Origin of the sequence: Anaerorhabdus sp. (genome assembly GCF_036641015.1) — a bacterium.
Classification (GTDB): domain Bacteria; phylum Bacillota_I; class Bacilli_A; order Erysipelotrichales; family Erysipelotrichaceae; genus Anaerorhabdus.
On record NZ_JAVWFO010000050.1, the window covers coordinates 1 to 13,549 of the forward strand.

At 30.3% G+C, this 13,549-nt stretch carries 15 protein-coding genes and 1 other RNA gene; 15 read left to right on the forward strand and 1 reads right to left on the reverse strand.

The window, feature by feature from the left end; all coding sequences use genetic code 11:
- The 14 genes from RR430_RS07490 to RR430_RS07555 form a co-directional block, all read left to right on the forward strand.
- Positions 1-2,471: FAD-dependent oxidoreductase (locus RR430_RS07490; protein ID WP_332508841.1), on the forward strand; the 2,471-nt coding region annotated here is incomplete at its 5' end.
- Between the two features lie 79 nt (positions 2,472-2,550).
- Entirely contained in the window at positions 2,551-3,174 is a 624-nt protein-coding gene (locus tag RR430_RS07495; protein WP_332508842.1) for a hypothetical protein, read from the forward strand.
- Between the two features lie 62 nt (positions 3,175-3,236).
- The gene (locus tag RR430_RS07500; RefSeq protein WP_332508843.1) at positions 3,237-3,392 is read left to right on the forward strand and encodes a rubredoxin; all 156 of its coding nucleotides are present in this window, start codon (positions 3,237-3,239) and stop codon (positions 3,390-3,392) included.
- Between the two features lie 159 nt (positions 3,393-3,551).
- Positions 3,552-4,625, forward strand: coding sequence for an EpsG family protein (locus RR430_RS07505; protein WP_332508844.1), 1,074 nt, complete (start codon positions 3,552-3,554; stop codon positions 4,623-4,625).
- A complete protein-coding gene (locus RR430_RS07510) occupies positions 4,615-5,079 on the forward strand; it encodes a hypothetical protein (protein ID WP_332508845.1) in 465 nt (154 codons plus the stop codon). The genes RR430_RS07505 and RR430_RS07510 overlap by 11 nt, the downstream gene beginning before the upstream one ends.
- A 40-nt stretch (positions 5,080-5,119) precedes the next feature.
- The gene (locus tag RR430_RS07515) at positions 5,120-6,115 is read left to right on the forward strand and encodes a hypothetical protein (protein ID WP_332508846.1); all 996 of its coding nucleotides are present in this window, start codon (positions 5,120-5,122) and stop codon (positions 6,113-6,115) included.
- A 143-nt stretch (positions 6,116-6,258) separates the two neighbouring features.
- Positions 6,259-7,911: a Na/Pi cotransporter family protein gene (locus RR430_RS07520; protein ID WP_332508847.1), complete on the forward strand. Its 1,653-nt coding sequence runs from the start codon at positions 6,259-6,261 to the stop codon at positions 7,909-7,911.
- 46 nt (positions 7,912-7,957) lie between these two features.
- Positions 7,958-8,120: non-coding RNA, 6S RNA (gene ssrS, locus RR430_RS07525), on the forward strand.
- A 65-nt stretch (positions 8,121-8,185) separates the two neighbouring features.
- Positions 8,186-8,398 (forward strand): YneF family protein, encoded by a 213-nt coding sequence (locus tag RR430_RS07530; protein ID WP_442879638.1) that lies wholly within the window; start codon positions 8,186-8,188, stop codon positions 8,396-8,398.
- 94 nt (positions 8,399-8,492) lie between these two features.
- Positions 8,493-9,194 (forward strand): biosynthetic peptidoglycan transglycosylase, encoded by a 702-nt coding sequence (locus tag RR430_RS07535; protein ID WP_332508848.1) that lies wholly within the window; start codon positions 8,493-8,495, stop codon positions 9,192-9,194.
- Between the two features lie 20 nt (positions 9,195-9,214).
- A complete protein-coding gene (locus tag RR430_RS07540) occupies positions 9,215-9,685 on the forward strand; it encodes a VanZ family protein (protein WP_332508849.1) in 471 nt (156 codons plus the stop codon).
- 105 nt (positions 9,686-9,790) lie between these two features.
- Positions 9,791-10,510: a YveK family protein gene (locus RR430_RS07545; protein ID WP_332508850.1), complete on the forward strand. Its 720-nt coding sequence runs from the start codon at positions 9,791-9,793 to the stop codon at positions 10,508-10,510.
- The gene (locus RR430_RS07550) at positions 10,497-11,237 is read left to right on the forward strand and encodes a CpsD/CapB family tyrosine-protein kinase (RefSeq protein ID WP_332508851.1); all 741 of its coding nucleotides are present in this window, start codon (positions 10,497-10,499) and stop codon (positions 11,235-11,237) included. The genes RR430_RS07545 and RR430_RS07550 overlap by 14 nt, the downstream gene beginning before the upstream one ends.
- The gene (locus tag RR430_RS07555; protein ID WP_332508852.1) at positions 11,234-12,007 is read left to right on the forward strand and encodes a tyrosine-protein phosphatase; all 774 of its coding nucleotides are present in this window, start codon (positions 11,234-11,236) and stop codon (positions 12,005-12,007) included. Before RR430_RS07550 ends, RR430_RS07555 begins: the two co-directional genes overlap by 4 nt.
- Positions 12,008-12,045: 38 nt before the next feature.
- Here RR430_RS07555 and RR430_RS07560 read toward each other — a convergent pair whose 3' ends face one another.
- Positions 12,046-12,846 carry an immunoglobulin-like domain-containing protein gene (locus RR430_RS07560; RefSeq protein ID WP_332508853.1) on the reverse strand — a complete coding sequence of 267 codons (801 nt, stop codon included), beginning with the start codon at positions 12,844-12,846 and terminating at the stop codon, positions 12,046-12,048.
- Positions 12,847-13,361: 515 nt separating this feature from the next.
- Between RR430_RS07560 and RR430_RS07565 the strand changes: the two genes are divergently transcribed.
- Positions 13,362-13,549, forward strand: a 188-nt coding sequence (locus tag RR430_RS07565; RefSeq protein WP_332508854.1) for a hypothetical protein, incomplete at its 3' end; no start/stop codon positions are given.

The window sequence follows — 13,549 nt, forward strand, 5'->3', positions numbered from 1 at the left end:
GAGTATTTGATATTATTATGGAAACAAAATATGGGACATCATATAATTCTTATTTAGTTGAAGGTAGTGAAAAAATAGCGTTAATTGAAACAGCAAAACTGAATTTTTTTGATGACTATTTAGAAACACTAAAATCATTAATAGATATTAATAAAATTGACTATGTCATTTTAAATCATACAGAACCAGATCATACTGGTAGTGTTGAAAAGTTATTAGAAATTAATCCTAATATTATAGTGGTAGCATCACCTGTAGCAATAGGATTTTTAAAAGAAATTGTTAATAAAGATTTTACTAGTATTGCGATTAAGGAAAATGAACCATTATCATTAGGTAATAAAACATTACGTTTTATTAATGCTCCAAACTTACATTGGCCGGATTCTATTTTTACTTATCTTGAAGAGGATAAGACTTTATTTACATGTGATTCATTTGGGTGTCACTATTCTTTTGATGGAATACTAAGAAGTAAAATTATAAATGAAGAAGATTATCAAGATGCATTAAAGTTTTATTTTGATATGATAATTGGACCATTTAAAAATCCTTATGCAATTAATGCAATAAATAAGATTAAAGATTTACCAATTGATATGATTTGTACAGGACATGGTCCAGTCCTTGATACAGGAATTGAAGCTATATTTAAACAATATATGGAATGGTCTAGTGTTAAGAATCCAAATATAAGAAAAACAGTTATTATTCCTTATGTGAGTGCCTATGGTTATACAAGACAATTGGCTAATGCAATTAAAGATGGAATTAAGGGTGCTGGAGCTATTGATGTACGTTTATATGACATGGTAGAGAGTGATAAAGCTAAAGTAATGGAAGAGTTACAATATGCTGATGGTATGTTATTTGGTACACCTACGATTATTGGAGATGCGCTAGAGCCTATTTGGGATTTAGTTACACCTATGCATGGTGTTACACATGGAGGTAAACTAGCAAGTGCTTTTGGTAGTTATGGTTGGAGTGGAGAAGGAGTTCCTCATATAATTGAACGTTTAAAACAATTACGTTTAAAAGTAGTAGATGGATTCCGTGTACGATTCAAACCAAGTGAAGCAAGTTTAATTGATGCGTATAACTTTGGGTATAATTTTGGTTGTTTAGTACTAAACAAAAAGAATGAGAAGACTGAAGCTAAAAAAAGTGGAAAAGTAAAATGTATGGTATGTGGAGCAATTTTAGATGATACAGAAGAAATATGTCCAGTATGTGGAGTTGGTAAAGATAACTTTGTAGCAATAGAAGACTTAGCACGTACATATCATCATGATTCTAAGGAACACTTTGTGATAATAGGTGGGGGAGCTGCAGCATTTAATGCTGCGCGCGAAATACGTTTTAGAAATGATACATGTAAAATAACCATGATATCAGAAGAGAGTGTATTACCATACAATAGACCTATGTTAACAAAAGCATTATTAGCAAATTTTACAGAAAATCAAATGGCTATTGAAAAAGCTGATTGGTATAAAAATAATAAAGTTAATTTGTTACTAAATACGAAAGTAATATCATTAGATTCAAACAAGAAAGAAATTAAGTTAGATACTAATGAAGTATTAACTTATGATTCATGTATTATTGCTACAGGAGCATCTTGTTTTATACCACCAATGCCAGGAAGTGATTTACCGGAAGTTGTAGCAATACGTAGTGTTAAAGATGTAGAAAAGATTACTACTTTGTTACCAGCAATTAATAATGTTGTTGTTATAGGTGGAGGAGTGTTAGGACTTGAAGCGGCATGGGAAATGGCTAAGACTAAAAAGAATGTAACAGTCTTAGAATTATTGCCACACCTAATGCCTAGACAACTAGACGAAGGAGCATCTAATTTAATTCGTACTGCTGTAGAGTCTAACAATATTAAATTACAAACAAATGTAAAAATTAAAGGTATTGTAGGAACTTTAAAAGTAGAAGGTGTAGAACTTGATAATGGTGAAATAATACCCGCTGATTTAGTAATAGTATCTGCTGGTGTTCGTGCTAATACAAAACTTGCGGAAGAAGCAGGATGTAAGATTAATCGTGCTATTGTAGTAAATGAAAAAATGGAAACAAGTGTTTCTAATATTTATGCTGCAGGAGATTGCGCAGAGTTTGAAAATATCAATTATGCACTATGGTCAGAAGCAGTAGCAATGGGTGTTGTAGCTGGAGCTAATGCTGCAGGAGATGATGTTACTTATACTCAAGTAGTAGGAGCATTATCATTCTTTGGTCTCAATACTAATTTATATGCGGTAGGAGATACAGGAAAAAATCCTGAATTAAAATACAAAACAAGTGAAATAAAGGATGATCAAAAAGGAAGTTACGAAAAGTTATTCTTTGCTAACAACATGCTTACTGGATTTATCTTAGTTGGTGATATGAAAAAGATGAAGATATTAACTGATGCATTAAATGAAAAGAAAACATTTGAACAAATAAATAAATAATTTAATTTAAGTGGGTGGTATACTAAAAGTAATCATCCACTTATTTTGTAATAAGGGAAAAACGTCAAGGAGAGGAAAAATGAAAAAACGATTGATGTATATCCTTGTGATTGTAGGTTTTATCTTGTTTGGATTTAGCACCTATGCACAAAACGAAACAGTAAGTTTAAAATTTGAAAATGTTCCTAGTGTTGCCCAATTGAATCAAATTTATGATTTTGAAATAACTATAGATTACGATTTATCTAATGAGATTAATTTAACTCCAGAGGTAACAATTAGTAATTCTAATACTGGGATTGAAGTTGGTTATTATGATGGTACTAGTATTAGCAATTTACAAGATGAATTAAACTATTATAAAGGCAATGGAGAATTTAAATTAAATGGTAAGAATTCTTATGGTTATATTTTTAGTGTTAGATTACTCAATGAAGGTAGTTATACAGTGACATTAAAATTAATAGATGATGCAACATTAAGTACGGTAACTGAGGATTCATTTACTATCCAAACACCAACAACGCAACCAATAGTACCAACCAATACTGATGTAAGTACAATTCCATATGATGATGGAGGCCCTTTTACTACTGATGCTTGTGGTAATGTTTTTGATAGATGGAATAATACGATTTATCAAACAAATCAATGCAACAGTACTAATAATTATACTGTTCCATATACAGCAGATAAAAGTTAAGGCGTTCTTCTTTACAAAATCTTTTAAAAGTAGCAAACTATAAGTATTAGAGGAGGTACAACATGGATAAATATCAATGCCCATGCGGTTACATTTATGATCCAAAAGTTGGAGACGAAGAAAATGGCGTAGCACCAGGAACTGCTTTTGAAGAGCTACCAGCTAATTGGGTATGCCCGGTTTGTGGGGCTCCAAAAGACATTTTTTCAAAAATTTAAGGTAATTAAGTAATTACTTAAACGTGAGACTCTTGAAAAAGAGTCTTTCGTTTTGTTACAACAAATTACACGTTAAATACATGTACTATGATAATTACAAATTATGTTTGATTAACTACTCCCAAACAAATAAAATGATAAAGACAAGGGGATAATAAAATGTACTATATACTTATAGGGATGTCCTTATTATTAGGATTTATTACAAAAATTAAACATGGTAAAAAAGTTTATTGTTTTATCATGTTTTTAGCTTTATTTATTGTGTCAGGATGGAGAGATTGGGTTGGATATGATCATGCAATTTATATACAACTATTTTACGATTCATATCTAAAACCATTAGCTAGTTTTGTTACAACTGATATAAGAGAAAAAGGATTTTTAATTATATCAGAAACAATTAGTAATTATACTATGGACTATCAATGGTTATTAATAGTTATCTCATTCATTGTTTTAGGAATCGTTATGTACTTTATCTATAAATATTCAAAGAATGTTTGGTTAAGTGTATTTGCATTTATGACTTTTGGTTGTTTCTATTTTAGTATGGATTTTGTTAGACAAGCAATGGCTGGTGTATTCTGTATGCTTGCGTTAAAACGTTTGCATGAGGATGATTATTTCTATGCAGTAATATTAGTTTTATTTGCAGGATGTTTCCATTTATCAGCATTTATTATGCTGCCGCTATTGATTTTTATCAAAATACCATTAAATAAAATAGTATTAGCAGTTTATACAACTGGAGCAGTTGGATTGATTTACTTCTCTGAGACGTTAATTCAGTTTGCTGTTGATAAAGGATTCTATAGTCAATATGGATTAAATTCTATTCACCTGACCACTGGTGTACCCATAATTTATGGTGTTGTAACCACATTAATATTTATACTTGCTTTTTTGTTTAGAAAAGATTTAATAAAAATGCGTGATTTTAATAAGATATTAATTTCTGCAGCATTCTTCAATGCTTTCTTTACATTAATAGGAGAAAAACATGCAGTATTATCTAGATTCTCTGTGCTATTAGAAATTCCCGTTATTACGATTCTTTTAATAGATTTAGTTTTATTGTTAATTAAGAAATGCAAGAATGTGAATTTAAGAGTCGTGATATTAGTGAGCTTTATACTATTATCATTTGGATATCATTACTATTTAGAATCCAATAATTACAATGGTGTATTCCCTTATAGAATTGTGGGAGGTGATTATCATGAAGTTTAATCGCTCTGGATTACAAAGAACTATACTTTGTTTTATGTTGTACTTTATATTTGTTAGTTTCTTTTATGATAAAAATCTAGTTAACGGATTATTTAATAAAATGTCTGAAATAATATTTTGGGTATTTATTGTAACTTTAATTATTGAGTCAATCTTGGCTGGATATCAATTACAACTATCATACATAATCATTAGTATGAGTACTTGTATGATATTCTACGTAATAGATATCTATGTATCATCAGCAACTCGATTAGGTTATGTTTTATATGAGTTAGAAAAAACGTTATTTAAGCTTCCATTAGCTGATAAACAAGGATTTTCCTTAGTAACTATAGGTGTAGGGATATGTGTGAGTTATTGTATAGGAATTGCTATCTATTATGCAAAAAAACAATATCTAGTAATAAAATCTAGGAATGATGTAATAAACGAACTAAAATCGACAAAATAAAGGTTTATAATGATAGTAACAGGGTAAAGGAGGACTTTATATGAAAAAGAGAATTATTACACTTGTTACATTAGTGTGTTTATTAGTAGGGATGAGTACAAGCGTTTTTGCAGCAGGGGATTATGGTCAAGATCCAGCATATCCAACACCAACTCCACCAGTTGTTACAAAACCTACTCCAAAACCAGTAGCTACAGCTGATACAAAAGCTGATGCTGCAAAAGAAGCACAAGAAACTATTAAAAATGCTGAGGTAGGAACTTTACCATCAGGTACAGAAGGAAAAGTAATTACAGTTACTGCAACTGCTAAACTTCCTGGTACTTTGATTGCTGAATCTATTAACTCAGACAAACCAGTAAGCTTTATGAATGCTGATAAAACTGTTGCAATCACATTTAAAGATTTAACAGTTAGTGCTGATCAATTACGTGATTTATCAGTTAACATGACAGTTGCAAAAGATGCAGCTGCTAAAGAAACTATTTTAGGTGCATTTAATGACACAGCAAAAGAAAAATTAGCTCCTGTAGCAGAAAAGGCTACATTTATTCAACCAGAAGCTCAAGGTGAGTTTGGTGTAACAATGGAATTATCAATTCAAGCAGGTGAAAAACCAGCTGATGCTAAATATGAAAATCCATTCTTATACTATATTGCTGATGATGGAACAATTGAAAACCAAGGATTTGCACCAGTTGTAAATGGTTGGAATGTAATTTCAGTTAACCATGCTTCTACTTATATGATTTCTTATGATTTAATTGAAGATGCTGTTGTTAACACTGAAAGTGCTAACTACTTAGCTAACAAAGCAAACGGAGTTGATGTTGATTCAGTATTAAATCCAGCTGCTGCTGATACTGAAACTGTTGAACCTACAGCTGCACCAGAAGCTACACCAGCTCCTGCTTCTAATAACAATTCTACATTATTATTAGTTGGTGGCGTTGTTGTATTAGGTATCATTATCGTTGCTGTTGTTATGTCAAAACGCAAAAAAGATACAGATCCAACAAACAAACCAAAAGCTTAATAAGCAATTCTGACTAACTTCGGTTAGTCTTTTTTTTAGCTTTTTTTGAGTTTGTTAAATCTTTGTAAAATCCGTTGTAATTATTTGTAAAATGTATGTAAAGTGCTAAAATTTATGTACACGACTAGGTGGTAGAGGTAATTATGGGGATAGAAAATATTATTAGTTTACTTGGGGGATTAGCGCTCTTTTTATATGGAATGCATATGATGAGTATTAACCTTGAGGGTATTGCGGGTAATAAACTAAAAGGGATATTAGAAAAATTAACGTCAAATAGATTTTTAGGTGTAGCGGTTGGAGCAGGAATTACGGCTCTTATACAATCATCTAGTGCTACTACGGTCATGGTAGTGAGTTTTGTAAACTCGGGATTAATGACTTTACAACAAACAGTATGGATTATTATGGGTGCTAATATTGGTACTACCATCACGGGTCAATTAATTGCTCTTGATGTAGGGTTAATTGCACCATTAATTGCGTTTGTTGGTGTTGTACTTGTAATGTTTTCAAAGAGTAAGAAGTTTGGATTTATTGGTGGTATTATTGCTGGACTTGGTATCTTGTTTATTGGTATGGGAATCATGAGTGATTCAATGTTACCATTACGTGATTCTGCAGCATTTATTAATTTAATGACTACATTTAAGAATCCATTTATTGGAATCTTAGCAGGAGCTGCTTTTACGGCTGTTATACAGTCATCATCTGCATCAGTTGGTATTTTACAAGCGTTAGCATTAAGTGGTGTTATAGGGCTTGATAGTGCTGTATACGTGTTGTTTGGACAAAATATTGGTACATGTATTACTGCTGTATTAGCATCTATTGGTGCAAACCGTAATGCAAAACGTACTACTATTATCCATTTATTGTTTAATATTATAGGAACTGTTATATTTGTGGTTATTAGTATGAGTACTAAATTTGTGCCATTAATGCAATCATTTACTCCTGATAATGCTGCGGCACAAATTGCTAATGTACATACGGTATTTAATATAGCAACAACATTACTATTATTACCATTTGGTAATTACTTAGCAAAACTTGCAGTATTAATTTTACCTGATAAAAAATCAGATACAATTGAAGCAGAAGATAGATGGTTAAATGAAATAATGAACTCAAATTATGTATTAGGTACTTCTATTCTTGCAATACATAACATTGGTCATGAAGTAATGGAAATGTATAACTTAGTTTTAGGTAACATTAATGATAGCTTTAATTTGTTAAATAAATATGATCAAGGAATATTTGAGAAGATTAAAGAGAATGAAGATAAAATTGATAGCTTAAACTATCATACTGCTAAGAAAATATCTAAAGTACTATCTATTGAACAATCTTACAAAGAAGTAAAAGTATTAAATGATTACTTTAGAGCATTAACTAACTTAGAGCGTATTGGTGATCATGCGATGAACTTTGCAGAATATGCGCAAACAGTTAGCGCTAATGAATGGGATTTAACAAAAGAAGCTATAAAAGAAATAGCTGTTATGAAAGATAATTGCTTAGATGGCTTAGATTTATTTAAAGAAGATTTACATAAAGATGCAATATTGATTAAGGCTAGCTCAATTGAGCAAGAAATAGATGATAATACTACTAAATTCCGTGCTAATCAAATTGAGCGTATGAATACACAAAAATGTCATATTGAGTCTGCAATACTTTACTCTGAGTTACTATCAGATTATGAACGTGTTGGAGATCATATACTAAACTTAGCAGAATTACATTCTAGCTTAAAAGAATTTAGAGAAGAATTAAGACAAGGGGTTTGATGATAAAAAGTCAATTCCTTTCTTTTAGTTTTGGGTGTGCTATAATAAAATCCCAAGAGGGAACACATATATTTCCTACATAGTGATATAAGGGAACTTTGATGTCTAGTAATCGTGTGAAAGCTTAATACGATTAAGAATCCTAAGATTAATAGCAGAGTACCCACCTGTACTTAACAGGGATAAATATCAACCCTTTTGGGCTTTAATAGTTGTAAAATGGTGCTAAACCAGTTAAAATGATAGAGTAATTTAATAAAAGGTGGTGGATGAAATGAATATGTTTTGGACTTCAATAGCAAGTTTGGTTGCTGGACTAGTAATCGGTGGTGGATTAGGTTTCTACTTTACACGTCGTCAATTTGAAAAACAAATGAAGGAAAACCCTCCAGTAAGTGAAAAGATGATTCGTGCTATGTTTATGCAAATGGGACGTAAACCATCAGAATCACAAATTCGTGCTGTAATGAAATCAATGGGTCAATAATAATTACTACAAAATTAGGGATGATATCCCTTTTTTATTTGTTTGAAATTATGTATAATATGATTGTATTAAATGCATAATACAAGGAGCTTAAATGAAAATATTAAAACGATTACTTGGAATAATTATAATTTTAGGTATTGCAGTAGCAGGATACTTTGGATTAGAGGGCTACAATCGATATAAAGAAGCAATAACTGAATTACCATTATCAATCGCAATAAGCAATATACAATCAGATCCTAATTATGTATCTTATGAACAAATAGATACCGATTTTGTTGATGCCTTAGTAGCAATTGAAGATCATCGTTTCTTTGAACGTAAAGGGATTGATATTGTAGCTATAGGAAGAGCCTTTGTATCTAATTTGGTATCAAAGGAAATCCAACAAGGTGGTAGTACAATTACCCAACAAGTAGCTAAAAATATTTATTTTAGTAATAAACCATCATTTACTAGAAAAATAGCTGAGATATTCTTTGTATGGGATTTAGAAAAAGAGTATACAAAGGAAGAAATATTTGCGATGTATGCTAATATTATTTACTATGGTGATGGATACTATGGTGTTAAACAAGCGAGTAATGGATACTTTAACACAGAACCGGATGATTTAACGCTTTATGAGGCTTCACTACTTGCGGGTTTCCCACAATCACCAAGTAGGTATCAATTAAGTAATGGATATGAACTTATTAATAAACGACAAAAGCAAATACTAAAAGCTATGGTAGATTATGGATATATTAATCAATCAGAGATGGATGAGGTAATTAGTCAGCAAAAACAATAGTATACAGGAGGTAGTAAATTATGAAATCAAAATTAATACCACGTATACTTTTTGTTGCTACAGTGATATGGATAGTGCTTATTTTTACTCTCTCATCTCAAAATGGAGCAGAGACAGCAAAAACAAGCTTAGGAGTTGCAGAAACATTAGCAAATCTCTTTTATATTAATCCATCACAACAACAAATTTTACAAATGCATCTAGATATTAGAAAATTTGCCCATGTGTTTTTATTCTTTATTTTAGGTGTGCTGATAATAGAATTATTAGTACATATGAGTAAGCTTAAATCATTAAGTATTAATCATATTTTAATCGCGTGCATGTTAACATCAACATGCGGTTTTTTAGATGAATGGTATAAACAATTCATTGATGGAAGACATTTTCAAATTGATGAGGCATTGTTAAATATCATTGCAGGATTAACGGGAATATTACTTGTAATGATATATCATTGTATTAAATCAAGAAAAATGAAACCAAACTAAATATACATGTAACTAATCCACACTTAACTGTTATAAAATGCATTCTGTTTAGATTTATGAAAATATATAAATGTTATAATTAAGGATGTTAAGTGAGGGGTTAAGATGGAAGATAATTATACAGAAATAGATTTGATGAAAATCTGGGAGTCTTTTAAGAAAATATGGTATATCTGCATTATCATTTGTTTGATTAGTACTATATCATCTTTTTTAATTACTAAGTTTTTAATGACACCAAAATATGAAGCTACTGGTAAGATTATTGTTGTACAAAAAAATGAGACACAAAATACCCAATTAAATTTAAATGATGTTAATTTAAGCCAAAAATTAGTTAGTACATATAGTGAAATTCTTAAAAGTGAACGTATTAGTGATTTAGTATTAAATGAGCTTGATTTACCATATACTGCAAAAGAGTATCAAGAAATGGTAAATGTTACAGCAGCAAGTAATACAGAGGTTATTAATGTAACTGTTACATCAGAAAGTGCCAAAGAATCTACAGAAGTAGCTAATACAATTATCAAAACTTTCCAAGAAGAAATTTACGACATTATGAGTGTAGAAAATGTCAGCGTTTTAAACTGGGCAAAGGTACCAACTGCACCATCAAGTCCAAGTACAATAAAAAATGTTCTTATAGGTGGAGTAATTGGTGTTCTAATAAGTGGAATATTAGTTATCATACTTATGTTTAAAGATAATAAAGTGAAAACAGAGGATGAATTTAAAGAAGTATTAGGATATCCAATACTGGGAGTTATTCCAGACTTTGAAGGAGATATGGCTAGATTGGAGAAAGAAAATGACAAGCAATAGAGTTGAAGCTAATAAAGTATTAAAAGATTTAATATCTATTTATGATTCAGATAGTCCAGCTACAGAAGCTTATCGTTCTCTTCGTACCAATATTATGTTTAAAAACTTTGATAAGCCAATCAAGGTTGTAAATGTAACTAGTGCATCCCAAGGGGAAGGTAAGAGTACTACTTGCTTAAATCTAGCAATTGTGTATTCTCAATTAAATAAGAAAGTATTAATACTTGATTTAGATTTACGTATTCCATCAATTCATAAGAAATTGAGAATGCGTAATACAATAGGTATTACAGATTTATTAAATAATAGAGCGACAAAAGAAGAAGCTATTAAGCATGTTTTTAATAACATTGATGTTATTACAACAGGTTCTAAAATTATTTATCACTCTGAGTTTATACAATCAAAAGCATTAACTCTATTTATTGAGGAAATGCGTAAAGTATATGATTTTATAATTATTGACTGTCCACCCGTTGGATTGGTTACTGATGGGATAATCGTATCTAACTATACAGATGGAACAATTATTGTCTGTGAGTCTGATAGAAATGATAAAAAAACATTACAAAGAATGAAGTATCAATTTGATGAAGTAGGAACTAATGTATTAGGAGTAGTTATTACAAAAGCTGATCTTAGCAAAAAGTATTATTCTTATTATGGCTATCGATATGATGATACTAAATCAAAAAAGAAAGCTAAAAAAAATAAGAAAAAAGTATGATTGATATTCATACACACATGTTACCCAATTTTGATGATGGTAGTTCTTCATTGTCTGAGACAAGAGAATTACTAACGGAGGCTAGCAATAGCGGTGTTACAGATGTTATCTGTACACCTCACTATTATCGTCAAGGAGGATTCCATGAAGATTACCAGGGAACAGAGATAGCCTATAAACAGTTATGTGAGCAATGCAAAGATATACCAATTAAATTACATCTTGGGAATGAATATTTCTATTATGGAAATAGTATTATGGAAAGTATTGATAATAATGATTTCCATAAACTAGCTAATAGTAAATATATCTTATTTGAGTTAGATTTTAGAAACTACATGGAAGATGTAGTCAATGAGATTTATGATTGTACAATTAGTGATTTACAACCTATATTAGCTCATCCAGAGCGTTATGCATATGTACAAGATAATCCTAATCTAGTCTATGATTTATGCAAAGAGGGATGTCTAATGCAAGTTAATGCAGCTAGTATTCTTGGATTGCATGGAAAAGAAGCGATGAAGGCTGTATTTACATTATTTGAGCATAATCTAGTTCATTTTGTTGCAAGTGATGCACACAATAGAAATAGAAGAATTAATTTAAAAGATGCCTATAATGTAGTTAAGGAAAAGTTTGGAAATGATGTAGCAAATCAAGTATTTGTAACTAATCCTAAATGTGTCCTTAATAATCAAGATATCGGTATTGGTCCAATTAAGAGAATTGAAAAAAAAGGGTTTCTGAACATGTTTAAAAAGAAATAAAATGCATATCCCAGTACCTTAGGGATATGCATTTTTACTTACTCTACTTTAATTGTACAAACTGCTTTTGTTTTCTCGTCACGGGAGTTAGTTACAGTGTAGGTTACTTTATAACTTCCTTTTTTTGATGTATTAAGTTTAGTATCTATTTCCAAAGTTTCTAGTAGTTTATCTTGTGTATCAGTTGGATCAGTAATAGACTCTATATTATCTTTAGGGTCATACTCAGTATCTATTGGTAAAGTTATTTCTTTTTCTTTTAGTTGAATAGCAAATTCTACTTTAACTAATGGTTCTACGATTATTTCTTTATCATAAGTAAAGAATTCATTGTTGTTGAGTTTGATGGTTATAGGATACTTTCCAGGTTTAGAGGTATCTACTACACTATCAGTATACATTTGACTACTATAATCATTTCCACAAGCATCTACAGCACTAAAGAAATCATGGATATTGAATATGTTAGTTTCTGTTTGAGTAATAGTTAATGATTGATTATCAGTAATCATAGGTGAACTAGCAGCAGATAAATCTACTTTTCGTACTTGTTTAGTAGTATTACCAGCATTATCCATAACTACATATGTAATTGACCCATTTTGTTGGATATAATCTTGTAAAGCATTTTCTATGAATACTTGATCTGTGATGTTACCATCTTTATCATCTCTAGCTGTTACATCTTGTAACATTGAGTTAGTATCACAACCAAGCTGTAGTGGTGTATCGGGTACGTTTAGTTCAGGTGGTGTTGAATCTTTAGATACGATTACTACACCAGCAATTGCTACACAAATTAAAAAAAGTATTGTTAATAAAATCTTAATTATTTTCATATTGCACCTCTTGTTTATTATATGATATTAAAAACATTGTTTCTAATCTATGTAACTAAATGCTATTAATTAGAAATGTACAGCAATTATTAATAATAAAAGCAAGTATTTACACGTATATTTGTGCTTATTATTTGTACTATTATGCCATATATTAACAGTGTTTTAACCAGTTTATTTTTGTTAAAAAATAAGCGATTTTTTTATTTGGTTTAGAATAGTAGAAAACGATAAAAAAAGTCAACGTTTGATACGTTATGATAGCAGTTTGTTACGTGTCGTTTGTTTAGCATATACCCTTACTTTATAATAATAATGATATGTTACGTTTAAATATCAAGCACATAAATTGAGACTTGTTAATAGTTGTTTAGGCACTTTAAAGAAAGCTCAAGGATATATTTTCTAATACGGAATTGAAAGATTCTATGGGTAGGGGAAAGTGTATCTTTTTTTACAATAGTTAGTAAAAGTTTATGTGAATATGACAAGTATTATACCAAGGGGAGAAAAATATGGGGGATAAAAACAAAATAGCAGTCTTGTTTTACTTAAGTGATATCATTTTGCTAACTTTATTGCATTATCTCTTACAGATACATAAAGTAGGCATTTATAGATATATCTTAATGTATACAATATTAGCTTTAGTCTTTGAAAAATATGGTAAGCGTAATGCGCTTATATGGCAAAAGGCAAAAAT

What these genes read in the sequence shown, in the direction of transcription:
- RR430_RS07535 (WP_332508848.1), top strand. Translation starts at nt 8,493, where the DNA reads ATGAAAATATTAAAACGATTACTTGGAATAATTATAATTTTAGGTATT.
- RR430_RS07515 (WP_332508846.1), top strand. Translation starts at nt 5,120, where the DNA reads ATGAAAAAGAGAATTATTACACTTGTTACATTAGTGTGTTTATTAGTA.
- RR430_RS07540 (WP_332508849.1), top strand. Translation starts at nt 9,215, where the DNA reads ATGAAATCAAAATTAATACCACGTATACTTTTTGTTGCTACAGTGATA.
- RR430_RS07550 (WP_332508851.1), top strand. Translation starts at nt 10,497, where the DNA reads ATGACAAGCAATAGAGTTGAAGCTAATAAAGTATTAAAAGATTTAATA.
- RR430_RS07505 (WP_332508844.1), top strand. Translation starts at nt 3,552, where the DNA reads ATGTACTATATACTTATAGGGATGTCCTTATTATTAGGATTTATTACA.
- RR430_RS07530 (WP_442879638.1), top strand. Translation starts at nt 8,186, where the DNA reads ATGAATATGTTTTGGACTTCAATAGCAAGTTTGGTTGCTGGACTAGTA.
- RR430_RS07510 (WP_332508845.1), top strand. Translation starts at nt 4,615, where the DNA reads ATGAAGTTTAATCGCTCTGGATTACAAAGAACTATACTTTGTTTTATG.
- RR430_RS07495 (WP_332508842.1), top strand. Translation starts at nt 2,551, where the DNA reads ATGAAAAAACGATTGATGTATATCCTTGTGATTGTAGGTTTTATCTTG.
- RR430_RS07500 (WP_332508843.1), top strand. Translation starts at nt 3,237, where the DNA reads ATGGATAAATATCAATGCCCATGCGGTTACATTTATGATCCAAAAGTT.
- RR430_RS07555 (WP_332508852.1), top strand. Translation starts at nt 11,234, where the DNA reads ATGATTGATATTCATACACACATGTTACCCAATTTTGATGATGGTAGT.
- RR430_RS07520 (WP_332508847.1), top strand. Translation starts at nt 6,259, where the DNA reads ATGGGGATAGAAAATATTATTAGTTTACTTGGGGGATTAGCGCTCTTT.
- RR430_RS07560 (WP_332508853.1), bottom strand. Translation starts at nt 12,846, where the DNA reads ATGAAAATAATTAAGATTTTATTAACAATACTTTTTTTAATTTGTGTA.
- RR430_RS07545 (WP_332508850.1), top strand. Translation starts at nt 9,791, where the DNA reads ATGGAAGATAATTATACAGAAATAGATTTGATGAAAATCTGGGAGTCT.